This is a genomic window from Cupriavidus sp. F041 (genome assembly GCF_057814235.1).
This window is the reverse complement of sequence record NZ_JBVASY010000001.1, coordinates 1,002,773-1,026,776: the sequence shown is the minus strand read 5'-3', so window position 1 is coordinate 1,026,776 and position 24,004 is coordinate 1,002,773. Positions and strand designations below refer to the sequence as shown.

Annotated in this window: 22 protein-coding genes; 6 read left to right on the top strand and 16 right to left on the bottom strand. The window is 63.4% G+C overall.

The window, feature by feature from the left end:
- Nucleotides 1-63 precede the first annotated feature (63 nt).
- From ACZY0R_RS04720 to ACZY0R_RS04700, 5 genes are all read right to left on the bottom strand, one after another.
- Nucleotides 64-840, bottom strand: coding sequence for a citryl-CoA lyase (locus tag ACZY0R_RS04720; protein ID WP_488857350.1), 777 nt, complete (start codon nucleotides 838-840; stop codon nucleotides 64-66).
- Nucleotides 837-1,556, bottom strand: coding sequence for an SDR family oxidoreductase (locus ACZY0R_RS04715; RefSeq protein ID WP_488857349.1), 720 nt, complete (start codon nucleotides 1,554-1,556; stop codon nucleotides 837-839). Before ACZY0R_RS04715 ends, ACZY0R_RS04720 begins: the two co-directional genes overlap by 4 nt.
- Nucleotides 1,553-3,109: a class I adenylate-forming enzyme family protein gene (locus ACZY0R_RS04710; protein WP_488857348.1), complete on the bottom strand. Its 1,557-nt coding sequence runs from the start codon at nucleotides 3,107-3,109 to the stop codon at nucleotides 1,553-1,555. The genes ACZY0R_RS04715 and ACZY0R_RS04710 overlap by 4 nt, the downstream gene beginning before the upstream one ends.
- Nucleotides 3,110-3,149: 40 nt before the next feature.
- Nucleotides 3,150-4,157: a Bug family tripartite tricarboxylate transporter substrate binding protein gene (locus tag ACZY0R_RS04705; protein ID WP_488857347.1), complete on the bottom strand. Its 1,008-nt coding sequence runs from the start codon at nucleotides 4,155-4,157 to the stop codon at nucleotides 3,150-3,152.
- 85 nt (nucleotides 4,158-4,242) lie between these two features.
- Nucleotides 4,243-5,091 carry an SDR family NAD(P)-dependent oxidoreductase gene (locus ACZY0R_RS04700; protein ID WP_488857346.1) on the bottom strand — a complete coding sequence of 283 codons (849 nt, stop codon included), beginning with the start codon at nucleotides 5,089-5,091 and terminating at the stop codon, nucleotides 4,243-4,245.
- A 122-nt stretch (nucleotides 5,092-5,213) separates the two neighbouring features.
- On the opposite strand from ACZY0R_RS04700, the gene ACZY0R_RS04695 reads away from it, so the two are divergent.
- The 4 genes from ACZY0R_RS04695 (at nucleotide 5,214) to ACZY0R_RS04680 (ending at nucleotide 9,114) form a co-directional block, all read left to right on the top strand.
- Entirely contained in the window at nucleotides 5,214-6,269 is a 1,056-nt protein-coding gene (locus ACZY0R_RS04695; RefSeq protein ID WP_488857345.1) for a LacI family DNA-binding transcriptional regulator, read from the top strand.
- A 116-nt stretch (nucleotides 6,270-6,385) separates the two neighbouring features.
- Nucleotides 6,386-6,991 carry a TetR/AcrR family transcriptional regulator gene (locus tag ACZY0R_RS04690; protein ID WP_488857344.1) on the top strand — a complete coding sequence of 202 codons (606 nt, stop codon included), beginning with the start codon at nucleotides 6,386-6,388 and terminating at the stop codon, nucleotides 6,989-6,991.
- Between the two features lie 153 nt (nucleotides 6,992-7,144).
- Entirely contained in the window at nucleotides 7,145-7,957 is an 813-nt protein-coding gene (locus ACZY0R_RS04685) for an oxidoreductase (RefSeq protein WP_488857343.1), read from the top strand.
- A gap of 155 nt (nucleotides 7,958-8,112) precedes the next feature.
- Nucleotides 8,113-9,114 carry an NADP-dependent oxidoreductase gene (locus tag ACZY0R_RS04680; RefSeq protein WP_488857342.1) on the top strand — a complete coding sequence of 334 codons (1,002 nt, stop codon included), beginning with the start codon at nucleotides 8,113-8,115 and terminating at the stop codon, nucleotides 9,112-9,114.
- A 205-nt stretch (nucleotides 9,115-9,319) separates the two neighbouring features.
- Here the strand turns inward: ACZY0R_RS04680 and ACZY0R_RS04675 are convergent, their stop codons facing one another.
- The 8 genes from ACZY0R_RS04675 to ACZY0R_RS04640 are packed head-to-tail and all read right to left on the bottom strand — an operon-like array spanning nucleotide 9,320 to nucleotide 16,665.
- Nucleotides 9,320-10,165, bottom strand: a complete 846-nt coding sequence (locus tag ACZY0R_RS04675) for an IclR family transcriptional regulator (protein WP_488857341.1) — start codon at nucleotides 10,163-10,165, stop codon at nucleotides 9,320-9,322.
- Entirely contained in the window at nucleotides 10,162-11,814 is a 1,653-nt protein-coding gene (locus tag ACZY0R_RS04670) for a fatty acid--CoA ligase (protein WP_488857340.1), read from the bottom strand. Before ACZY0R_RS04670 ends, ACZY0R_RS04675 begins: the two co-directional genes overlap by 4 nt.
- 29 nt (nucleotides 11,815-11,843) lie before the next feature.
- Nucleotides 11,844-12,626: an alpha/beta fold hydrolase gene (locus ACZY0R_RS04665; RefSeq protein WP_488857339.1), complete on the bottom strand. Its 783-nt coding sequence runs from the start codon at nucleotides 12,624-12,626 to the stop codon at nucleotides 11,844-11,846.
- Nucleotides 12,623-13,537, bottom strand: a complete 915-nt coding sequence (locus tag ACZY0R_RS04660) for an alpha/beta hydrolase (protein WP_488857338.1) — start codon at nucleotides 13,535-13,537, stop codon at nucleotides 12,623-12,625. Before ACZY0R_RS04660 ends, ACZY0R_RS04665 begins: the two co-directional genes overlap by 4 nt.
- 13 nt (nucleotides 13,538-13,550) lie before the next feature.
- Entirely contained in the window at nucleotides 13,551-14,360 is an 810-nt protein-coding gene (locus tag ACZY0R_RS04655; protein ID WP_488857337.1) for an enoyl-CoA hydratase/isomerase family protein, read from the bottom strand.
- A 16-nt stretch (nucleotides 14,361-14,376) separates the two neighbouring features.
- Nucleotides 14,377-14,850 carry a DUF6841 family protein gene (locus tag ACZY0R_RS04650; RefSeq protein WP_488857336.1) on the bottom strand — a complete coding sequence of 158 codons (474 nt, stop codon included), beginning with the start codon at nucleotides 14,848-14,850 and terminating at the stop codon, nucleotides 14,377-14,379.
- Between the two features lie 27 nt (nucleotides 14,851-14,877).
- Complete coding sequence (locus ACZY0R_RS04645) at nucleotides 14,878-15,879, bottom strand: Bug family tripartite tricarboxylate transporter substrate binding protein (RefSeq protein ID WP_488857335.1); 1,002 nt, start codon at nucleotides 15,877-15,879, stop codon at nucleotides 14,878-14,880.
- Nucleotides 15,880-15,900: 21 nt separating this feature from the next.
- The gene (locus ACZY0R_RS04640) at nucleotides 15,901-16,665 is read right to left on the bottom strand and encodes an SDR family NAD(P)-dependent oxidoreductase (RefSeq protein ID WP_488857334.1); all 765 of its coding nucleotides are present in this window, start codon (nucleotides 16,663-16,665) and stop codon (nucleotides 15,901-15,903) included.
- A gap of 696 nt (nucleotides 16,666-17,361) precedes the next feature.
- Here ACZY0R_RS04640 and ACZY0R_RS04635 point away from each other — a divergent pair.
- Nucleotides 17,362-18,957, top strand: a complete 1,596-nt coding sequence (locus ACZY0R_RS04635; RefSeq protein ID WP_488857333.1) for an MFS transporter — start codon at nucleotides 17,362-17,364, stop codon at nucleotides 18,955-18,957.
- Nucleotides 18,958-19,038: 81 nt separating this feature from the next.
- Nucleotides 19,039-19,503, top strand: a complete 465-nt coding sequence (locus tag ACZY0R_RS04630) for a MarR family winged helix-turn-helix transcriptional regulator (RefSeq protein WP_035871100.1) — start codon at nucleotides 19,039-19,041, stop codon at nucleotides 19,501-19,503.
- Nucleotides 19,504-19,611: 108 nt separating this feature from the next.
- Here the strand turns inward: ACZY0R_RS04630 and ACZY0R_RS04625 are convergent, their stop codons facing one another.
- The 3 genes from ACZY0R_RS04625 to ACZY0R_RS04615 form a co-directional block, all read right to left on the bottom strand.
- Nucleotides 19,612-21,057 (bottom strand): cobyrinic acid a,c-diamide synthase CobB, encoded by a 1,446-nt coding sequence (locus ACZY0R_RS04625; RefSeq protein ID WP_488857332.1) that lies wholly within the window; start codon nucleotides 21,055-21,057, stop codon nucleotides 19,612-19,614.
- A gap of 29 nt (nucleotides 21,058-21,086) precedes the next feature.
- Nucleotides 21,087-21,692: a response regulator gene (locus ACZY0R_RS04620; RefSeq protein ID WP_488857331.1), complete on the bottom strand. Its 606-nt coding sequence runs from the start codon at nucleotides 21,690-21,692 to the stop codon at nucleotides 21,087-21,089.
- A gap of 485 nt (nucleotides 21,693-22,177) precedes the next feature.
- Nucleotides 22,178-23,137: a LysR substrate-binding domain-containing protein gene (locus ACZY0R_RS04615; protein ID WP_488857330.1), complete on the bottom strand. Its 960-nt coding sequence runs from the start codon at nucleotides 23,135-23,137 to the stop codon at nucleotides 22,178-22,180.
- Nucleotides 23,138-24,004: the final 867 nt, after the last annotated feature.

Sequence of the window (24,004 nt, the reverse complement as noted above, 5' to 3'; positions counted from 1 at the left end):
TCCGTTTCCTGCCGCGCGGCAGGTAATGTCGTGGTGGGAATAATGCAAATAGGAGTTGGCCGCTTACGGCAGCACGTTGCGCGGGTCTTGCCGCAAGACCAGGTTCCATACCTGTTGGCCGACCGGCCGCTCGCGTTCCTCGATCAGGTGGGCGACCAGTCCCGCGCAGCGTCCGATCAGTGCGAGTCCTCGGCCGAACAGCGGGTCCAGCCCCATTTCGGCGAGGATGGCGCCGATGGCGCCGGCAGCATTGAGCGGCAGGACACGGCGCGTACCGTCGCCGCAGGCGTCGCCGAGCGCCAGGGCAAGACGACAGTACTTGCCGTGGAAGCCATTCGCGCTCGCGGTCTCCATCAGGACCGGCACGCGCGGATCGCCTTGCGCGTGTATTGGATGGCCGACGCCAGGTATCGGCTTGCCGGCTGACCGGCAGGCGGCGACGATGCGCCGGGCATGCTCTGCAATGGCGGCTGCGTCGGCATCGGCCGCCAGCGACGCACCTTCTTGCAGCAGTAATTCCGCCATGTTCTGCACGGTGCCGAGGAAGCGTTCGCCAGCGCCAAGCAAGCCCGCAGCGACCGCACCTTGCAAGGATTCCGGCGCGCCCAGCCAGGTCATGCGGGCGCTGATCGCGCTTGGCGTCAGCCCGTGGTCGACCGCGGTCACCAGCAGCGTGTCGATCATCCGCGCCTCCGCGGCGCCGGGGAGGCGCCCGAGCGCAACCAGGCAGAGCATCTGAACGAAATCCAGCTTGCCGATCACCTCGGTGGCAAGGTCCCGCCCGCGCAGCGTGATGCGATCTGGCGTCGTGTAGCCGATCTCGGTGCGGATGCCGTTCATGCGCTCAGCCCCACGGTGATGCCGCCGCAGACATGCAGTACCTGTCCGGTGACGAAGGACGCGCGTTCGTCGAGAAAGAACTCGACGGCGTGAACAATGTCCTCAGGCGTGCCGAGCCGCCTGACCGGCACGCCGTTCACAATGCGCTGCGTCAGCGCATCCTGGGCCGGGTTGACGGAGCCGAACGCCGCCGTGGCGATGGGGCCCGGAGCGACGGCGTTGACGGTGATGCCGTGCGCCGCGAGTTCCAGCGCCCAGGTACGCGTCATGGCGTTCAGGGCGCCCTTGCTGGCCGAATACGCCGTGCGCAGTTCCTTGCCCAGCGCGGCACGGCTGGAGATATTGACGATGCGGCCGTGGCGCGCCTTTCGCATGGCAGGCACCAACGCCTGGGTGCATTGCAGCGCGGCGCGGACATTGACGGCGATTTGCCTGTCGAAGTCGTCAAGGCCGGTTTCCTCCACGCTCGCCGCCCGCAAGGTCGCCACATTGTTGACGAGGGCAGTGAAGACATAGCGGGCCGATGCCTCCCCGAGCGCGGCGGCGAGTTGTGCCGCGTCGGCCATGTCGACTTCCACGAAGTGCGTCACGCCGGCCTCGGGAGGTGCCACCCGATCGAAGTTCACTACCGTGTGGCCGCGCTCGCGCAGCGTCTTGCACAGGGCCCAGCCGATGCCGCCGGAGCCGCCGGTTACCAGGATATCTGTTGGTGTCATGATGAAAGAGGCTCCTTGCCTTGAGGGTTGTTGCTGGCGTAGTTGCTTGCACTGGCGGCGAGCCGGGTCTTGACCTCGAGCTTCGAGACCTTGCCGTTGGCAGTGAGCGGAAGGGTTTCCACAAAATGAATGCGCTTTGGTGCCTGTACCGAACCCAGGCGTTCCTTGACGAACGCCTGTAGCTCGGCAGTGCTGGCGGTGGCGCCGGCATGCAGTTGCACGGCCGCGTGCACGGCCTCTCCCCAGCGCGGGTCGTCCATGCCGAGCACGGCGCAGCGGCACACCGCGGGATGGGCGCCGAGCGCGTTCTCCACGTCGCTGGGGTACACGTTGAAGCCACCCGTGATAATGACGTCGCGCAGCCGGTCTTTCAGGTACAGGTAGCCTTGCGCGTCCAGGTAGCCGCCGTCGCCCGTATGCAGCCAGCCATCGGCCAGTGCCTCGGCGGTCTTGCCGGGCTGGCGCCAGTAGCCGGACATGACGAGGTCGCCGCGCACCACGATCTCGCCGGTTTCGCCAGCCGGCAGCAACTTGCCATCGCGTCCCATGATGGCGAGTTCGGTCAGGCAGGTGGCACGGCCGACGCTGCCGTGGCGGGCGGGATCGCGCAATTCCCCGGCGGGCAGGAACGCAATGATGCCGGGGGCCTCGGTTTGCCCGAACGAGGTCTCCAGGGTGCCGAAGACATCGATGGCCTGGGCAATCCGGTCTGCGCGCATCGGCGCTGCCGCATAGATCAGGTGACGCAGCGCGGACCAGTCCCGTTCGCGGACGCCGGGCTCGTCCAGCAAATCGTAGATCAGCGTGGGCGGCATGAACACCGCGGTGATGCGCTCGCGCTCCAGCTGATCGAGCAGGGCGCGCGGCCTGGTCGAATCCGCCAGCACGAGGGTGCCGCCACGCGCGAACACTGGCAGCAGGAAAGTGGATGTGCCGTGGGTGATGGAGGCTACGGCGAGATAGCGCTCGTCCTCGCGCAACTGCATCGCGGTGAGGATGGAAACCACCGTGGTGTTCCAGGACCGCAGCGACTGCATGACCCCCTTGGGCGCACCGGTAGTGCCGCCGGTGAATTTGATGGCCTGCGTTTCGCCAAGTTCGCGCTGCACGCGTAGCGGGACGCGGCCGCGCCAGGCAGCGAGTAGCGCGGCAATGCTGTCCGGGCCGGATGCCTGCGGCCCGCAGGCGATCACGCGGGTGCCAGGCGTGATCGTGCCGGCCTGGCCGTGGCCGATGTCTTCCATCACCAGGATGGACGGCTCGGTGAAGTCGACGATGCGGGCCCGTTCGTGGACCGAGGCGCGCGGATTCAGTGGCACCCAGCACTTGCCGGCGGCCAGCGTAGCCAGCAGCGCCAACACATGCTGCACGCTATTGCCGGCGCAGATGCCTACGCGCGATCCGGAGGTGGGGTCCAGCGCCTGGAAGGCCGCTGCGAGCGCCAGCACCTTCTGCGTCAGTTCGCCGTAGGTCAGCGATTCTCCGGCGGCCTGCAATGCGATGCGCGCCGGCGTGGCGTTCGCGGTCCTCAGCAGATAGTCGATTGGCTGCATGCTTTCATCCGTTGCGTCCCGTTCATTCCTTTCATTCCTTTCATTCCGCCCGTGCTCCCGATACCTTTACGATCCTTGCCCATTTGCTCATCTCCTCATCGACGAATCTGGTAAATTCCGCCGCGCTCATCGGCCGGCTGCCTGCGTTCCTGTTGGGTCCGAGGTCGGTGCCGCTGTCGGCGCCCATTTCGGCGTAACGCTTGCGCAGCGCCGCGCTTGTCACAGCCTGGCCAACAGCGGCATTGAGCCGGTTCACAATGTCGGGGGGCGTATGTGCCGGCGCGAAGATGCCGCTCCAGTTGCTGACGAAGTAGCCCGGCACGCCGGCCTCGGCAACAGTCGGCACATCCGGGAGCGCGGACGAGCGATGCGCCGAGGTCACGGCGAGCGGGCGTACCAGGCCCTTGGCGATCAATGGCAGCGACGTGGGCAGGTTGTCGAACATCAACTGCACCCGCCCGCCCATCAGGTCGGTCTGTGCGGGCGAGCCGCCGCGGTAGGGCACGTGCGTCAGTTGCGTGCCGGTCATATGCTCAAAGAGTTCGCCGGACATATGGATGCTGCTGCCATTGCCGGACGAGCCCATCATCAACTGGCCCGGGTAGCGCCTGGCCATCGCGATCAGCTCCTTCACATTGCGCGCCGGCAACGCGGGGTTGACGACCAGCACATTTGCGCCGGAAGAGACCAGGGCCACAGGCTGGAAGTCCTTCTTCGGGTCGTAGGGAAGGCTGGCGTATAGCGTCGGGTTGATGCCATGGGTGCCGATCGTGCCCAGCAGCAAGGTGTAGCCGTCCGCCGGTGCATTGGCGACGGCGGCCGCGCCGATGTTTCCGCCCGCACCGGCGCGGTTCTCCACCAGCACCGGCTGCCCGAGGCTTTGCGTAAGCTGCTGGCTGAGCAGCCGTCCGAAAATGTCCGCGGCGCCTCCGGGCGGGAACGGCACCACCAATCGGATTGGCCGTGAGGGATAGGTTTCGGCCAGTACCGGCCCCGCGGTGTGCAGGGCGAGCGCGGCCGCGACCGCACAGATCAGTCTGTGAAGCATGGGATGTCTCCGTTGTCGTTGTCATTGCCAGCGGCATGCTCCGGACGGAGCCGCGCCAGGCTTACTGCTCTCCGCCTGGCGGGATTCAGGACGGCGCGGACGCGATGCCTGCGCTTAGGCCACCGTCCACGGGAAGTTCCACTGCGTTGATATAGGAGGCTTGCGCCGATAGTAGAAAGCGCACCGCATGCGCGACCTCCCAGGGCGTGCCTTGCCGCCCGAACGGCAAGGCGGCGGTGCGTCCAGGCCGCGCCGCGGAGGCCGCGCGGCCCATCGGCGTATCGATCAGGCCGAGCATGACCACGTTGGCGCGTATGTGGCTGGGCTGCCCGGCCAGCGCGGTCGCGCGGCACAGGGCACCGAGCGCTGCCTTCGAGGCTTCGTATGCCGGATTCATACCCGCGGGCAGCCTGGTCGCCACTGAAGACACGAAAACGATGGCGCCGTGCATGGACATGAGCGGCAGGGCTTGCTGCACGGTCAGCATGTGCGCGTGCAGGTTGACCGCCATCACCTCATCCCAGCTGTCTGCCGTCAGTTCCGCCAGGGGCTCGCGGCGGCTAATACCTACGTTCAGTACGAGTCCGTCGAGGCCGCCCAGCGCCGTCCGTGCGGCCTGCACCATGCCTTTGATGCCGGCGACGCTGGCCACGTCGGCCGGGATGGCCACCGCGCCGCCGTCCCGCACACTGCGTACGGTGAGTTCCGCTGCCTCGGTGCTCTTGTCCGCGCAGGCGATGCTGGCGCCAGCGCGGGACAGGGCCATGCAGATGGCGCGTCCGTTGTTGACCGGATTCCCGGCATCGGCCGAAGGGACCTGTCCGCCACCGACGACGAGGATGCGTCGGCCGCCCAGCGATCCACACGTGGTCTCGCCCGCAAGGTCGGCGCCGGGGGATGCGGCAGCGGGGCACGAAGGACGGTCTGGTTGCATTGGATAATTTGGCGCTGTTTAAGTTGATGTCGGCGGAAATGTGAAAACGATTTCCGTTTGTGCTAACTTATCAGGCAACAAATTTGGCGTCCAACTGTGGAACGTTTTCATTAGGGAAGACCATGACGCAAAGGATTTCCGTCAGGGATGTGGCTGAGGCGGCGGGGGTTTCCATCGGCAGCGTGTCGCGGGTGCTGAACGGCACCGGCTATGCCAGCCAGGCGCTGCGAGCCCGGGTGCACGCGGCCGTGGAGGCACTGAACTACGAGCCCAGCTTTGCCGCCCGCCATCTGCGCACCGGGCGCAGCAAGACGGTCGGCTATCTGGTTTCGAATATCGGCAACCCGCTGCTTGCGGCGCATTTCAGCGAAGTCGAGAAGCATATGCAGGCCGCCGGGTACTCCATGCTGGTCGGCAATACGTTGGACCAGCCACAGCGAGACCGCGAACTGGTTGCGCTGTTCGAGAGCCGCCGGCTGGAGGGCATCATTGCCGCGCCGAGCCTGGAGAGCGCGGACCCCGCCAACAGCCTGTTCAGCGGCTGCAGCCTGCCGGTGGTGATTCTTGATCGGGAGACGCCTCTACCAATGGATGCGGTCTATCTGGACCATCGTAGCGGTGTGAAGCAGGCGATGGCGTATATGATTTCATTGGGTCACCGCCGCATCGCGCTTTTCGGGCCTGGCGAGCACATTCGTCCAGGGCGCGAAAAGCTGCTCGGCTACCGGGATGGGCTTGCGGAGGCGGGTTTGGTGTTCGACCCCGCATTAGTTTGTATGTCACGCTCGGCGATCGATTCGTCACGCACCCAAATGGCGACCATGCTCGCTCTTTCCGCGCCCCCCACTGCAATCATAGGACTAGGAACGCGCCTGCTCTCCGGAGCCATTTATGTTGCGCGCAAGGCGGGGCTGGATATTCCCGGAGACCTTTCGGTGATCGGCATCGGTACGCCTGAGACGCTTGAGTTGATGTATCCCCCGTTAACCACCTTACGCTTTGACATCGAGCGCGCCGCGGAGGCTGCCGCCCATCTGATGCTTGACCGGTTGGCCGGGGAGGGGGTGAGACAACCACGTATCGTGAGTGTGCCGCTTGACTTGGTTTTGGGTGAGTCGTGCGCCAAGGCGGCGTTCGGGCAGGCCAGTGGGATTGCACATGCGCCTGTGTCGAAATAAGCGAAGTCTTTAGGGGGTGTTGTCAGGAACTCGGACGTCCCCGCACTTGCAAGACAGGGGTGCGGCATTTGTTCGGCACCAGGAAAATCGCAGTACGCGCAGGGCGAAAATTTAGTATGATGGCTATCATGCGAAATATGAAAGCCAACGCTAGATACGCCGCCAAAGAAGCGTCGCACGAACGCATTGTGGCCTCGGCTGCCCGGGCTATCCGGCGAAGTGGTTATGACGGCACTGGCGTCGCCGACATCATGAAAGAGGCCGGTCTGACGCACGGAGCTTTCTATGCACATTTCCCCTCACGCGAAGCCATGCTGGCAGAAGCCGCGGATCGGGCGTGCGCGGAGTCCGCTGCGGTAGCGGCAGATGTTGTTGCCGGCGTCCCACCCGGGAAAGCCTTGGAGGCTGTGCTTTGCGCCTATCTCTCAAAGGACCACGTTGAGCAGGTGGAGCTTGGATGCCCCTTGGCCGCGTTGGGCTCAGAAACACCGCGACAGGCGCCCGAAGTGCGCCGAGCGGTGACCCAACACACCAAGGCAATGATTGATCTGCTCGCCCGCCAGTCGCCTGACTGGGGACAGCCCGGTGCTCATGAACAAGCACTAGTGACCATCGCCACCATGGTTGGTGCTTTGCTGCTGGCTCGTGCAGTCGACGAGCCAGCCCTGTCGGACCGCCTGCGCGAGGCTGCGCTGAAGCACCTGGTCCCCCCTGGTATCTAACCCCCCGGATTCATGCCGCCTTCTCGCTCGCCATTACGTATGATGATCATAATACGAAATGACCATGGTGCACCTCTCGGGTGTCACGTTGAATGGCGTCGCACCGTGCATGCCGACGCGTTCCCAGGTCGCACAAACTGACGGAGATATTTCATGAACATACGCGGCAAGATTGCCCTCGTTACGGGGGCCTCCTCAGGTATCGGCTACGCCACTGCGGAGCGGCTCGCGAAGGCTGGCTACAAGGTGTTCGGTACCAGTAGGCGCATAGGCACTACCGGTCAGCGAGCGTTCGAGATGCTGCCTCTCGATGTAACCAAGGACGAATCCGTCGATGCGGCCGTCCAAAAGGTGATGGAGCGCGAAGGCCGTATTGATCTACTCGTCAACAACGCCGGGTTCGGGGTCGCTCCAGCGGGTGCGGAAGAGAGCTCGCTGGAGCAGGCCCGGTCGATATTCGATACGAACTTCTTTGGGATAGTCCGGATGACCCGGGCTGTCGTGCCACATATGCGCCGCCAAAGGGAGGGGCGCATCATCAATATCGGCTCCGTGCTTGGTTTCCTGCCGATGCCCTACATGGCGCTGTATTCCGCCACCAAGCACGCAGTCGCGGGCTATTCGGAATCGCTCGACCATGAACTGCGCACGATGGGTATTCGCGTCTCGGTGGTCGAACCTGCCTACATCAATACGCCCTTCGATGCGAACCTGATGAAACCTGACGCCCCGCTCGATGTGTATCGCGAGATTCGCGAGGGCGTGGAGAGACGGGTGAAGGAAGTTCTCGTTGGCGCGGACGGGCCTGAAGTGGTAGCCGAGGTCGTGTTGAAGGCAGCCATGGCAACGCATCCAAAGATTCACTACGCCCCCGGCCTCGCAAGCCGCATGCGACTGCTGCGCAGGTTTGCGCCCGCCAGCGTGCTGGATGCGGGGGTTCGAAAAGACCTGCGCCTCGAAGCATAGGCGGTAAGCCGCGTCGCCCGTTGTTTCTCACAAATCTCAATTTGAAAGAAGACGATGACATTCCAAGCGCTGCTCGCAAGCAAGACAGGTGACAAGATTTCAACCAGCGTGCTGGGCCGCGCGCAAACCTGGATGCGCCAGGAATGAGGGCGACCATGAAAGCACTTCTTCTCGATCGCTACGGAAAGAAACGCGCGTTGCGGTTCACTGAGGTTCCGAGCCCGGCGCTGGGTGAGGATGAGGTCATGGTCCAGATCCATGCGGCCGGTGTGAATCTGCTGGACTCCAAGATCAGGAACGGAGAGTTCAAGCTCATACTCCCCTATCGCTTGCCCCTCGTCCTAGGACACGACGTGGCCGGCGTCGTGGTCAAGGTCGGGCCTCGCATTCGGCAATTCAGGCCGGGGGACGAAGTCTATGCCCGGCCTGATGATTTTCGCATCGGCACCTTTGCTGAGTACATCGCGGTCAAGGAAGAGTCCCTGGCGATCAAGCCCAAGGCGCTGAGTATGGAAGAAGCCGCATCGATTCCTCTGGTGGGCCTGACGGCATGGCAGGCGCTGATCGAGAAGGCGAATCTGAAGAAAGGGCAGAAGGTCTTCATCCAAGCCGGTTCAGGCGGCGTAGGAACATTTGCGATCCAGTTGGCCAAGCATGTGGGCGCCACCGTAGCCACCACCACCAGCAGCGCCAACATCGACTTGGTGAGAGGCCTCGGGGCAGACGTTGTCATCGACTACAGAAAAGACGATTTCGAAAAAATTCTTCAGGGCTACGATGTGGTCCTCCACAGTCAAGACGCAACGGCGCTGGAGAAATCTCTGCGCGTCCTTAAGCCCGGCGGCATACTCATCTCGATCTCCGGCCCTCCCGATCCCGCATTCGCAAAAGGAATCGGAGCACCGTGGTTCGTGAACTTGATTGCTCGTCTTCTGAGTTCGGGAGTCCGGAAGCGGGCAGCAGGTCGTGACCTGAGATACTCGTTCCTCTTCATGAGGGCCAGCGGGCGCCAGTTGGGCGAGATCACGTCGCTCATTGATTCCGGCGCGATACGCCCGGTAGTGGATCGGGTTTTTTCCTTCGACGAGACCAACGAGGCCATGGCCTACGTCGAGAAGGGACGGGCCAAGGGTAAAGTTGTCGTCAAAGTGCGATAGACGTGATTACCCCGAGTTCGGGCATGACCTGACGCCGCCCGCTACGCAAGGTTGGTTGAGAATATTCTTCCTTGGCCGTGCATCGCTGGCCCCCGGCGGTCGGGGGAAGCCGGTCAGCCTAGTCTTGGATGATGCTTGCGAGGTGATCTGGTTGCGCTTTGATGTGCTTAATCTGCGGCACGTATGGGAACCGGCGCGCATGCGGTCACGTGCGCTTGTAGCGATTTTCAATGATCCTGGCCGTGGCGATCAGGCGAGGACGTACCTCGGAAATGAACTTCTCCGCTGAAATCGTTCTGGTGGGTGCGGCAGCATTGAGGACAACCGGCGGCAGTGCATTGCCGAGCTTCAGTGGTACGGCAATGCCGTTGATTTCCTCGTTCCAGTCGCCAAACGACGTCACGCATCCAATCTCCGAAATTTCTACGAATGCATTCGAGATGCCTTGCTCTATGGCTGGCCAACTGGCCTCGTTCAGCGCGCGGAGCCGGTTCATGACGGCGCGGCGTTCGGAAGGGCCCATGACCGCGATGTGTGCCCGCCCGATGGCAGTCGTTCCAAGCGGCAGCCGACTGCCAATATCAAGATTGAGGGTCACTGCGGTGGACTGGCTTCGCCGGCAATCGATATACAGGACAGAAAGGTCATCGCGGATGCCCAGCGAAATCATGGAACGCGTACTGTCAGCCAGCTCCTGCAGCAGCGGCTCGCTGGCCTCCCTCAGATCCAGCCGGGAATGTGTCACGCGCGCCAGCGTGAGCGTGGCCAGGCCGATGCGATAGCGCCCGAGTTCGGGGATGTGATGCAGGAACCCGAGGGTGGTCAGGGTATAGCTCAACCGGGTCACGGTTGACTTCGGCAGCCCGCACCGATGAGCAATTTCAAGATTGCTCAGGCGCTCTTCGCTGGAATGGAATGCCTGCAGAATGCGCAGCCCCCGGGCGAGCGCCTCGACAAAGTTCCTGTCGGCACCTTCCTCGATGTTGGATGCAACAGCATCGGCGTCCCCGATGGTTTCGGTCGAAGGCTGCTCCTTCCCCAGTTTCCTCAAGTCTGCCTCCCGACATGCTGGTAGCGATCGCGCATGGCTCGCTTGTCGTACTTGCCCACGCTGGTACGTGGCAACGCATCCACGAAGTGTATCGCGTCCGGGATCGCATACTTCGGAATGCGGCCCGAGGCGACGTAGCTGCCCAGGTGCAGCCGGATGGCGCTTGCGTCAAACGAGCTCGGACAGCCGCTTTCCGCCACCACGATCGCCATCGGCCGCTCGCCCCATCGTTGGTCCGGCACGGCGATGACAGCGGCTTCCCTGACATGCTGATGCTGGCAGATCAGGTCCTCCAGCGTTCCTGACGACAGCCATTCACCGCCGGTCTTGATCACATCTTTCAGTCGGTCGGTAATGCGCAAGTAGCCATCTTCGCCGATGATACCCATATCGCCAGTGTGCAGATAGCCGCCGCGCCAGAGTTCCTGAGTGGCTTGGTCATTCGCAAGGTATCCCTGCGTGAGCCATGGAGCGCGCAGTACCACTTCCCCTGGAGTCTGACTCCCTGGGGGCAACACTCGCATCGCTTCATCGACAACCTGCATGTCAACGAGCGGCAACGCCCATCCGGCCAGTGTTCGCGTGGTGATTGCCTCGCCGGAATCGTCCGGATCGGAAATGGATGGATCCACGTGCGCGGCGGTGACGAAGGGGCAGGTTTCCGACATACCATAGCCCGCAAACGCGTCGATCCCCTGTTTCAAAGCCTCGAGGGCCAGGCTCGTGGGAAAGCGCGCGCCGCCGACCACGATCTTCCACCCTGAAAGATCCACCTGGTCGACCTCCGCCCGATCCAGAATCATTTGGAGGATAGTGGGGACGCAATGGGAAAACGTCACGCCTTCGCGGGCGCGAAGCGTGAGTAGCATCTCCGGCGTGTAGCGCCCGGGATAAACTTGCTTGACGCCCATCATCGTCGCCACGTAAGGCATGCCCCATGCGTGCACGTGGAACATCGGGGTGATCGGCATATACACGTCGCCTCGATGGAACCGCCCCTGGGTACTGCTCATGGCGAATGCCGCGCAGACGGCAAGCGTGTGGAGCACCAGTTGGCGATGGCTGAAAGAGACGCCTTTGGGCAGGCCGGTCGTGCCGCTCGTATAGAACTGCGTGGCGCGGGTGTTTTCATCGAAATCGGGAAAGATGAAATCAGACCGGTTGCCGGCCAGCAGTGCTTCGTAGCCATCGGCAACGGTGCCGTCATCGTCGTCATCAAGGATCACCACGGACGCTGCCATGTCGACCACATTGCGCATCGACGAGACGAGTTCGAGAAAATCGCGGTGAACCAGAAGGACCTTGGGCTTTGCCTGTTCCAGCGTGTATTGGATCTGCTGCGGACTCAGCCGGATATTGGCGGTCATAAGTACTGCGCCCATCATCGGTACGGCAAAGAAACACTCCAGGTACCGATGGCTGTCCCAGTCGAGTATGGCGACGGTGTCTCCATGGCCAACGTCCAGCGATTGCAGCCCGGATGCGAGCCGGCCGATCCGCTCGCGCAGCCCTCGGTATGTATATCGGTTGATGTCGCGATAGACAATCGACTGGTTGGGCGCTTGCGCCAGTGGCGTGAGTAACAACTGCTTGATCAGCAGTGGATACTGTGCCCCCGGTGGCGGCGCGTGTGTCTCGTTGGCTTGCATCCGAATGTCTCCTGTAAGGCGCCGGAAGTTCAGGGTTGATTCACGGTCGTTTGTGGTTGCGCACGGACGAAGTCCATCAGTGTTCGCGCCAATGCCTCCGGTTGCTCCAGTTGTGGCCAGTGGCCGGCGCCGGACACTCTGGCGACTGTGGCTTTTGCGAATCGCGCCGCCGTTGCTTCGATCAGATCCTCAGTGAAGAACTTGTCGTCGGTGGCAACGCAGAGGACGGGCTGCCCTATCGGCGATGGGGACTTGCCGGCCGGGTGGCCACCGGTCCATGCATGCAGTTGCGTAAGCGCGTGGTCGCGGCCGGTAGCTACCGTGCAATCGACGAGAATTTCCAGCCCGTCCTGATCGAGGGCAACCGCCAGGCTTCGCTTGCCTTCACCGATGGCATTCCTGTCCTTCTGGCCGGCCCGCGATGCAAAGCGCTCCATGGCCGGCGGCGCCAAGGCATAGCCTGCCAGTGGGGCAGAAGTGATCAATACCAGCCCTGCCAGCCGATTGCCAAGACGCCTCGCCACCAGTTCGCCGATTTGCCCGCCCATGCTGTGTCCGACCACGACGAAGCGTGCCGACGTTTCAGGATATGTCTGCAGAATCTGCGTCAGCACATCGGTGGCGTATTGCTCGAGCTGCTGCTCGGAGGTCAATGCCGGAGGCTGCCCGGCCTTCAACGCGATGGGTACGATGTGCCACGCCGGCAGATTCACGTGCTCGATCAGGCGGGCCCAGACGGCCGGGCCATCGAGATAGCCATGTAAGAGCACCAGGATGCTGTGGGGCGGGGAACTTCCGCGGGACGTCGTCATGCCGATGCCCCTGGCATCAGATGAGTCTGATACCAACGCAACGCGGCGGAGCTGGAAGCTTTGAACTCCTTGCGGTAGGCGTCAAAGTGACCGCCGCCGATGATTTGCAGCCGTTTCGGCTCAACGGCGCGTTCGTAGGCGGCCAGCGCCAGATCCGTGGGGGTCACCACGTCGTTCTCTGCCACCACCATCAGCAGCGGCTTCGGCCCGATGCGCGGAATCCACTGCCCGGGCTCATACATCTGTGACAGCCTCGATGAGCGTATCGTGACAAACTCACTGTGTTCCACGCCGTCCGGAATCTCGAAGGCGTCATGGAATTCCATCATGTCCTTCGAGCGGTAGACCGCACGGACGGCGGGATCAAGACTCACAACACGTTGCAACATCGGCGGCTCCCCGCGCAGCTGTGCACGTTCGTCTTCGTTGAACAGGGCTTGCTGGGCCGCGCGGGCATCGGGCGGTACGCGCCGCAGGCTCTGTTCGTATCCGCTGACGATGGGAACCTGCGCCGCCACCACGCGGATGCGGGCATCGGTGGCGCCAAGCACCATCGCATGTCCGCCCGCATAGCTCGTTCCCCAGATGCCGATGCGATGCTGATCGACGCCATCGAGCGATTCGAGATAGCTGATGACGCGGCGCCAGTCCGCGATCTGTCGCCACGGATCGATATCGCCGCGGACCGCGCCACCGCTGAGCCCGAAGTTGCGGTGATCGTGAACGATCACGATGAAGCCGGCTGCCGCGAAGCGCTCGGCGTATTCGCGCAGGCCCCGATACTTCAGGCCTGAGAAGCCGTGCGCCATCGTAACGGCAGGAGCCGGGCCGATGCCGCCGGTCGGCCGGAAGACCCAGGCATGGAGTTCAATGCCGCCCTCGGCGGGAATGTAGTGCTCTTCTGCTTGCATCTGACGTTAGCCTTTATTGCCCATTGAATGGAATTTCCGGCCGGTTAAGGCCGGCATCGATCGCCTGGATGGCAGAGCCCACACCGCGCTGCACATCGTCGGTGGCGAGCAGCACGGACACGTGCTCGATCATTGCCTCGTCCGCACCCCGTACGCCGCCGACGGCCCACGCAGCAAGAACCGACTTTGTTACCGCGTGGGCACGCGTGGGGCCTGCGGCAAGCTTTTCCGCGTGCGCCCGCGCAACTTCCGCGAGCCGTTCATCAGCCACAACTTTTGCGATGATATTGAGGGACAGGGCCTCTGCCGCGGTGATTTCTTCGGACAGCATCACCAGCCGCGTAGCCACGCTGCGTCCGCTGCGTTCGGCAATGCGCTGGACCCCGCCTGCCAGTGGCGATACGCCCAACGTCGCCTCGCTAAAGCGGAACCTTGCCGATTCGGCGGCGATGATTAAATCGGTGTGCAGTGCGAACTCGAAGCCGCCACCGTATGCCCGGCCATTGACCTCGCAGATTGTCGGGAGCGGCAGGGATTCAATGGCATTCAGGATGCCATTTGAATAGCCGAAGCGTTCGCGCCGCGCGGCGTGATTTTCGAGATGTGGCCACTCGCGAAAGTCGCCACCGAGGCAGAAATCGTCGAGGTTGCTACGGAACAGCATGCATCGGGCACCCTCGCGAACACCCTGGCGCACCGCGGCTTCCAGCTCGGCATAGAGCGGCCGGGTCAACCGGTTCTGTGGCGGCCGGTTGAGCGTGACGATCGCCACGCCTTGTCGCAGTTCGTAGAGCACAAGTCCGGCATTGGTGGAAGGCTTCATTTTTGTGTCTCCCTGTTCAAACGGTTTCCCAGATCTCGCTGAGCGACGACTGTTCGGTCAGCGTGCTCGCCACGGTCACCACACGCCAGCCTTCGCGCGTGCGATGGATGTCGAAGTGGACTGCGCGGCGTTCAATCTCGCTCTCGTCGGCGCGCCGCCGCGACCAGATCACGTCGATTGAGCCGGCGTTGTTGTTGTAGCCCTTCACGGCGCGATCCAGTACCACGGTGTGGGTGTACTGCTGCGCCTGCAATGGCTCCTGGTTCGCGCGCAGCAGCCCGATGACCTGGTCGCCGGTTAGCAGGCATTTGGTCATGTTGACCGATGCGGCGTGCAGGGGGGCACCCCAGTACTGCAGGATGGCCTCGTTTTCCAGGCTGGCATTGGCACCCATCTGGACCCAGGCGGGCAAGTAAGTGTCGAAGAACCAGCTGTTCATTTCGCGCACAGCGGTGCGGTCGGCTGTCGTGATGGGGGCAGAGTTAGTCATGGTGCTGTCGTGTGGAAATGGGGTGGATCAGTCGAGCTTGGCGCCGGATTGACGTACTACTTCCTTCCAGATCGGGGCCTCGCGTCGATATGTTGCGGCGATGTCATCGGGCCCTTGGTAGCTCGGGGCCCAGCCCAGGTCGCGAATGCGCTTCTGGACGTCTGGTTTCCTCACGGCCTTGTCGATTTCCGTCGCCAGCCGGTCGACGATGGGCGCAGGCGTTCCGGCCGGTGCGGCGACGCCGACCCAGCCCACCGCACGGAGCAGCGGGTCATTGACGCCGGCCTCGCTCAGTGTCGGGATGTCAGGCAACGCGGCAAGGCGCGCCGGGCCGGTCACGCCAATCGCCTTCAGTCGCCCGGCCGCGATGAACTGTGGCGCTTGTGCGCCGGTGACGAATGAAACCTGGATGTTCCCCGCCACAAGGTCGTTGATCATCGGTGATTCGCCGCGATAGGCGACGTGCGTCATGTCGCCGCCAAGCAGATCATTGAGTCGGCTCGCGCTCAGATGGGAAATCGTTCCCACGCCCCACGATCCATATGACATCTTTCCCTTGTGAGACTGCATGTACTTGCGCAGGTCGGCAACGTTGCTGACGTTCAGGTGCGAGCTCACGGCAAGCACAAGCGGGGCTTCGGCGACCTTCGCAACCAGCTTCAGGTCCTTTTCGGGGTGGTACGGCAGCTTCGTGTACAGAAACTGGTTGATCATGAGGTTGGAGCTGAGCGCGACGGTCAGGGTGTAGCCGTCGGGCGGTGCCTTGGCCACGGCATCCACGCCGAGGTTGCCCGCCGCGCCGGTCTTGTTGTCGACCACCAGCGGTTGGCCGAGCGCTCGGCCCACCGGATCCGACAAGGTGCGGGCAACGATATCGATCGCGCCGCCTGCCGCGTACGGCGCCACGACCTTGATGGGCCGGGAAGGGTAGGCCTGGGCGGCGAACGAGAATTGGCTCAGTGCCAGCAATGCGGTGCTGAGCACGCCGGCGCATGCAGCGCGCAATTTTAGATTCATGATGGTCTCCATTCTGTTTTTATGAGGGGCTGGTCACATCCAGCTGAGGACTTGTCCGCCATCGACGGGAATGACGGCGCCTGTCATGTACCGGCCCGCATCCGAGGCCAGCAGCAACGTTGCGCCGTCGAGGTCGGATGCCTCGCCAAACCGGCGCATCGGTATGCGCTTGAGAATCCCTGACTCGATGCCGCGCTCGGCGAACTGCGCTTGCATGTCGGTCAGGATGTTGCCCGGCGCCAGCGCGTTGACGCGCACACCCTTTCCGGCCAGTTCCAGGGCCATGATGTGCGTAAGGTGAATGAGTCCGGCCTTGGAGGCGCCATAGCTCGACATCTGCCCGCCTGCGCGCAATCCCGATGACGAAGCGATATTGATGATGCTGCCGTGGCCGCGTGCCGACATATGGCGCGCCGCCTCCTGGGCCACCAGGAAAGCGCCCTTCAGGTTGGTGTCGAAGATGCGGGATACTTCGTCATGCGTTTGCGAAGTGAAGCGCTCGACGTAGATCACGCCCGCGTTGTTGAACAGAATATCGACGGGCAGGCCGAGCTGGCTTTCGGCCTCTTGCCATGCCGGCGCGATGCCTGACGGTTTGGTTACATCGAGCCTGACGGCGCAGGCCTTGTGGCCCTCTGTCCGGAGTTCGGCAACAACGGCCTCCAGACGATCGGCGCGACGCGCGCCCAGCGCCACAGCGGCTCCGGCCTTTGCCAGCGTGCGAGCCATGTGCAGCCCAATGCCGCTTGAGGCGCCGGAGATGAATGCGGCTCTGCCGCTCAGATCAAAAATGGACATCGGATGTTTCATGAGGGGCCTGCTTCCATGCCCGTCGCTGAGTGGTGTCCGGATATCGGGGTTGGTGAGCGACGGTGTGCAGAGTCTAGGACTGGTCCGGCCCACTCACCAACGTAGCGTTCCGCTGTGCGGTCTGAAGTTGAGCTGCCGTGAATGGCAGGCAGCGCGGAGTAAAGCAGGCCGTGTGCCTGCTTCGTTGGACGTGCCAGGTCATCGACATCCATCTCCGCGCCTAGCGTGATCCACGTGGTCCCATTGACTAAGCAAGGGCGAAACGCGCCCGAGTTGGCTTTGATGCGCCATGCCGCTCCCGCAATCACGCCGGGCCTGACGCGGGCCCAGTACGCCGCCTACCGTGCCGCCAGCACATCTTGTGTGTCTGAGGTTCGAAGACGCAACGCGCCAGGAAGTGGGCGGCGCGCCACGGGTTGCTGTTATGCCAGGAGTACAACCGGCTGGTGGTCGAATACGCGCTGCAAGGGTTGGGTAATCCGATAGGCGTAGCCCAGTACCAGTTCGTTGCGTAGTCACTGAGGCTTTGGCATCTTGTAGTTGGTAGAACTCGCGCCCAACCTCATCCGACGGACTTCATTTGCAACCGACGGACTTAATTTTTACCGATCAACATGATCCTGTTCACACCCCCAAACCCTGTCCTATAATAATTGACCATACAATCATTGATCGGGCAACAAAATGATTTCGCAGCCTCACCAGGCGCACAGCAGCGGGCAGGTGCTGCCATTCCGCGAGTCCCTGATGGCGATGCTGGGCATCGCATTCGTGGTGATGCTGGTAGCACTTGACCAGACTGTGGTCGGCACCGCGTTGCCCACGGTGGTGGCGGAGTTGCAGGGGTTCGAGTACTACGCCTGGGTGGCAACGGCCTATCTGCTGATGTCGGTGATCACGGTGCCGATCTTCGGCCGGTTGGGCGATTATTACGGGCGCAAGCCGTTCGTGATGGCATCCATCGTCGTGTTTACGCTGGCCTCGGCGCTGTGCGGCATGGCAACCAGCATGCCGTTCCTGGTGCTGGCCCGTGGCCTGCAGGGCATCGGGGGCGGCATGCTCGTGGGGACCGCCTTTGCCTGTATCCCGGACCTGTTTCCCGATTCCCATGTGCGCTTGCGCTGGCAGGTGATGATGAGCGCTGCCTTCGGTATCGCCAATGCGGTCGGGCCGTCGCTGGGAGGTGTGCTGACCGAGGCCTACGGCTGGCGGGCGGTCTTCTACGTGAACCTGCCGGTGGGCTTGCTGGGATTGTGGTTTGCCTGGCGCTACCTGCCGCACTTGCGCCAGCAGGCGCATGCCGGTGCGATCAAGGTGGACTGGCTCGGCGCGGCCCTGATCGGCGCAGGGCTGGGCGGCTTGCAGTTGTGCGTGGAACTGATGCCTGATCGTGGTTTTGGGTTGCTTACCGGCGGCTTGCTGGTCATGTCGGTGTGTGCGCTGGTGGCGCTATGGCAATGGGAGCGGCGGGCGCCGAACCCGATCCTGCCGCTGGAGATGTTCCGCAATCCCGGGCTGGCGCCGCTGTTCCTGCTGGCGGTGTTCGTGGGGTTCGCGATGTTTTCGCTGCTCCTGTACGCGCCGCTGCTGTTCCAGGGGGGCTTTGGATATTCGCCCAGGGAGGCGGGCGTGCTGGTGACGCCGCTGGTGGTGTGCATCACGCTGGGCAGTATCATCAATGGCCGGATCATCACGCGGATCCGCCAGCCTAACAATATGCTGTACGCCGGGTTCGCCATGCTGGCGCTGGCCTGCCTGGGCCTGTCGCAAGCGACGCGCGGGATGCCGCATCATCTGTTGCTGGGCATCATGCTGCTGTGCGGCTTCGGACTGGGCTTCATCATGCCGAATCTGACGGTCTTTGCGCAGCAGACCGCGGGCCGCGAGCACCTTGGCATTGCCACGGCGATGCTGCAATCACTGCGCATGGTGGGCGGCATGGTGGGCACGGCGGTCGTCGGCACGCTGGTTACGCGTAGCTACCTGAACGGGGTGCATGATGCGCTGCAGAAGGCCGGCGCCGGCGAATGGCAGGAGCGCATGGCCGATCCGCAGATCCTGATCGACCATGCGGCGCAGGCCAGCCTGCTGTCGCAACTGCAGGCGGCCGGGCACAATGGCGCCCTGTTGCTGGAGCAGGCCAGGCTTTCGCTGGTCGGTGCCATCCACATCGGGCTGGCGCTGGCGGCGGTGATCGCCGTGATTGGCCTGTGGCGCTCGCGCCGGGTGCCGCCGATCAAGCTGGAGCGAGCCGTCAAGCCGGTCATGGCGGCGGAATAGAATGCTGGGGACAGGTCACGGAAATCGAGTTGGTTGTAAAGCCGCCCGTCGCATGTACGGTGCCGCAAGCAGGAGATCGGAGTGGAATTGGAGCGACAAAGCCTGGCTGTACTACAGCAGTTCGGGCGAACTTACCGGGCGTATGCGTCAGCTTTCGAGCAACGCATCGGCCACCCGTTGCCGCGCTGGCGCATTCTTTATGCCTTGCACGGCCATGCCGGCCCCATCGCACAGAAACCGCTGGCCGACCGTGTCGGCATGGACCCCGGCGCGCTCACGCGCCAGCTCAAGGCGCTGCAGGAGCTGGGCTGGGTGGAGCGCAATACCAGCGAGCGCGACAACCGCGTGACCAACGTCACGCTGTCGGCGCTGGGCCATAGCATTGTCGAGCAGGCATTGCCGCTGCGCTCGGCCTTTTTGCAGGACGTGCTGGACAAGGTGTCCGAAACCACCATGCGCAATCTCTCAAAGGGTCTGGAGCAGCTTGAGGCCGGCATCGCCGAGGCCGTGCTCCGTACGCAGCAGGACAAGGCCGACGCTGCCTGAGCCATTGCCTGCCGGCGCAAGGGGCAGTTTTCTGCGCCTCCTCTTCCGCGGGATGGCCTCCCTCGTATCCATGAATTCGCCGCATCCGCTGCTTCGAAGCTTGCCGGATCAGCGGATGCTGTTGCTCGCGCCACCGAACAGCGCGGCAATGGCGAGCGGATTGGAAGGGAAATAGAGGTGCGTGTAGGAAGCGGTCAGGGCAACCTGCCGGAACACAGCTTCACCGCGTGCGCCATCGCGCGGCACGGTGGAATGGCAGCAGGGCGCCAGCGGCGTTTGCGCGCTTGAATAGTGGAAGGTGTGGCCGCGCACTGTGCCTTCCGGCAGCGCAAGCTGTTGATGACCCAGCGCGGCCAGGCGGGCTTGCATCGTTACCGTGCCAGGCAGCAGGCCCGCCATGGCGTGGCTTTGCCCGGCTTTGTCCACCAGCGTCTCGAACAACGCCATCATGCCGCCGCACTCGGCCAGGATCGGCAGGCCGCCGGCGTGGGCGCGGCGCAGGCTGTCCAGCATGCCGGTGTTGGCCGACAGGCGCGCGGCGTGAAGTTCGGGATAGCCGCCGGGCAGCCAGAGCGCGTCGCAGGCGGGCAAGCCAGGGTCGTTCAGCGGGGAGAAGAAGACCAGCCGTGCGCCGAGTGCCTGCAGGGTGTCGAGGTTGGCCGGGTAGAGAAAACGGAAGGCGGCGTCGCGCGCCACGGCAATGGTCCGGCCGGCGAGCAGCGGTGCCAGCGCGGGTAATGGCGGAGCCGCGGCAATTTCCACGGCTGCGGGCAGGGCGCCAATTGGCTGCCCGGCCAGCGCATCCGCCAGACGGTCCAGCCGCGCGTTGAGGTCGGGCAGTTCATCGGCCGCGAGCAGGCCCAGGTGCCGCTCGGGCAGCGCGGCCGAATGATCGCGCGCGAGCGCGCCGGCCCAGGCGATATGGGCCGGCAGGCTCTCTCGCAGCATGTCGGCATGGCGCGGGGATCCCACGCCGTTGGCCAGCACCTGCATGGATGCCAGGGGCTGCCCGCCATAGCCAGCGAGGCCGTAGGCCAGCGCGCCGAACGTTTGCGCCATCGCCCCGGCCTGGATCACGCTGAGTACGGGCAACCCGAAATGGCGTGCCAGGTCGGCACTGCTGGGCGTGCCGTCGTGCAGCCCCATGACGCCTTCCACCAGGATCAGATCGGCTTCGCGCGCCGCCTGCGCCAGGCGCGCGGCGGCGTCGTCGGCGCCGGTCATCCACAGGTCCAGCGAGTGCACCGGGGCACCGCTGGCGGCCGCGAGAATGGACGGGTCAAGGTAGTCGGGGCCGCTCTTGAAGACGCGCACGGTGCGGCCCTGGCGTCGATGCAGCCATGCCAGCGCGGCAGTCACCGTGGTCTTGCCCTGCCCCGAGGCCGGTGCCGCCACCAGCAAGGCGGGCACCCGCAGCGGCCCGGTTGCATCGAGGCGGGTGCCTGGGGCGGTGGTCGTGGCGGGACTGGCGGTGACGGGCATGGCGATGAAGGTGGCTGGGACGGTTGAGCGGTACGGCCGCGAACGGCGCAGCGGGCGGGCAGCAGAGGGCAACAGTGCGCACCGTTGTGGCGGCGCTGCGATTATAGCCACTCGGACTGGCCGCCTGGCGCCCCTGCCGGCGCATCGTCCCGGTGCGGAAGGACCAGCCCCTGCTGGGCCGCGAAGTCGAACAACTCGCGTTCGTTGGTGGCCCCGAGCTTGCGCATGGCGCTGTTCTTCTGGCGGCTGATGGTCTTCACGCTGCGGCACAACTGCCCGGCGATCCCTGTGACCGATTTGCCGCTGAGGTATAGGCGCATGACCTCGGACTCCCTCACGGACAAGCGCAGGGCGCCTGCGCGGCCCGGCGTGTAATGAGAGCCGGAAGGTTCCAGCACGCGCGCGGCGGATTCACCGATGAATTGCAGCCCGCGCTCGACGCGGATGATGGCGGTCACCAGTTCGTCCAGGTGCGAGTCCTTGAGCAACAACCCGTGTGCCCCGGCGTTCAGGATGGCGCGCAAGACCAGGGGATTGGTGATCATGGTCAGTACGACCACCCCGAGCGCCGGATAGTGGCGCCGCAGGTTGGCGAGCAGGCGGATGCCATCGTTCGCGTTGCGGCAGGGCATGTGGTAATCGGTGACGACAATATCGGGCTGGAACGCGCGGGTGGCAATGGAGCAACTCCATGGAGTTGCGGGCATCGCCGCAGATTTCCCAACCGGTCTGGCTCCGTAACTGGCTCCTGACCGCAAGCGTGATGGCGGGATGGTCATCGGCAATCAGGATTTTCAATGGCATGGCAATGCTCCTGCGCGGGCGCAGGTATGCGCGGTGTCGAGGCCGCGCATGCCTGACGCAAGCTGGAATGGCTTGCGGCACGGATGCCGCGAAGAGGGAGGGCTTTAGGGCGACCCGGGCAACCCGGACAACCGACGGCGTCTTTGAAAAAACGCGCCGCACGGCTATCGCCGCGCGGCGCGAACAGCACAGGAACAAAGCACCTCCAGGCGCGTGCTTCGCTCGGACGAACGGGAAGCGGGAGGTGCCTGAGCAGGATAAGCGCCGGTGCCGGCCTTCGGTCTGAGACTATTCTCAATTTGGCGCGGAAAGCGGCTAAGGCTGGCGCGAACGGCCAGCAGCGGGCAAGCGCGCCGCGGTGCAGCGTGCTTTGTTATTCGCCGGCGGATCAGGCGGCGTAGGCGGTGGCTTGGCTCTCGTGTGCCTGGTGGCGGCGGTCTATGGCGCTGACGGGATCGTGCAGGACTGCGCTGCCGATCTCCATGATGCCGCGCAGCGTCTTGCCGGCATTGGCGCGGGTCGGTGCCCAGAAATGCAGGGCGGCCCATTCGGGGAAGCTGCTCGGGGGTGCCAGCAGGCGCGTCTTGTGATGGCGCGTGACCAGCGGCACGTTGAAGTCGAGCAGCGGGCAGATGCCGCCCGCGGCAAGCAGCAGCGCGACTTGCGTGTGCCACGAGGGCACCACGGTTTCCCGATAATCCGGATCGTGCGCGAGACGGTTCAGGAAGCCCTGCAGCGGGCTGCCGGGTTCGGTGTCCTCCTGCAGGAGGATCCACTCGTGCCTGCCCTGCACATTGTCGTGGCCGCCTGGCCGCGCGACGCTCACCAGCCGGCGCGGGGTTGCCATGATGTTGTGCAGTGCAACGTGATCCGGCACATAGTGGCTGTCAACCACAAAGGCGCAATCCAGCTCGCCGCTGCCGAGCTGCGCGGCCAGCGTGGAGTCGGCGAAGACCGGGCGGGTCATGAAGCGGTCGTCCGGGAACTGCTCGCATAATGTCGTCAGTATCTCGGTGATCACCGGGTCTCCGATCGACGGTGAAAACCCGATCGAGATGCGGCGGTGAGGGCTGCCCGCTTCGGCTGCCGGGGTGGGCGGGCGCACCAGGTGAGCCCATTTCGACAGGATCTGGCGCGCGGTTTGTTCCAGCCTCAGGGCGTGGGCGGTTGGCTCCAGCGTGCCATTGCGCTTGATGAAGAGGGGATCGCCGGTGATTTCGCGCAGACGCGCGAGGCTGTAGGCAATGGTCGGAACCCGGCTTTGCGTGCAGGCAGCGACGGCGCTGAGGTCACGATATTCCATCAATAGAACGAAAACATGCAAGAGCTTGGTGCTGACATGCCGCATGGTAACTTCTCCCGATTTGAAGCTTGTTTTTTTGTCTTCTTCTTGTTTTGTCCCCTCCGCCACGGCGATAGAGCACCCTTCGCCTTGCGCAGATAAGACGGCCTTTCCGGCCTTTTGCCATGCCATGTTTCATACGCTGCGGACGGCCAGAAACAAGGGTCGGCGCGGTTTCCGTACGTCAGCGGGGCGTGGCAATCTTCGTCATTTCCCAACTAAAGTTGGGAAATGACGAAGCAGTTCTTCCATGCTGTGGCCCGGTATATAGACGCAACGCTGAAGTAATGTATAGCCGACCGGCTTCGCGTTGCGGTTATCGTCGCCCGTCTTGCCCAGGGCGCGAGGCCCGGTTGCCAGCGATCGAAATTTAGTTAATGCAAGACAAGATTAATACATAACTTTGAAACTTGCCAGTGGTCTTCTAAAGGCATTTTTCTAAAACTCAATCAAAAGATACTCTTTGTTAGGACATAAAGACATTACGATGTGGTTGTGTTTTATAGGTCATAACTTCGGAGATTTCTCGGATTCAGAGGGTGAAAAACGATCCGTTTGCATATTTTTAGGTGCTTTTTGGTGCGGGATCATGGGGGGATGGAAAATCCGGAATCTCGAACCGCTGTCAGGGATTCGGGAAATGGAATGTCAAATTTAGGCAATTGACTATCTTTCTTTGGTAGAAATATCGGCGATCCGAACGCCGCGAAACTAGATTTCGAAATGATTTGGTTCGCAAGTTGAAAGTATTGAATTGCATTTCTGTCTGGTAGTGATAAACTGCAAAGTTTGTCTGCGCGGACTGTTGTTGACTTCCGGGCGGCGTGCGCCCCACACCGGGCTTCCTCTCCAATTTGCTTAACTCGCGGCTTG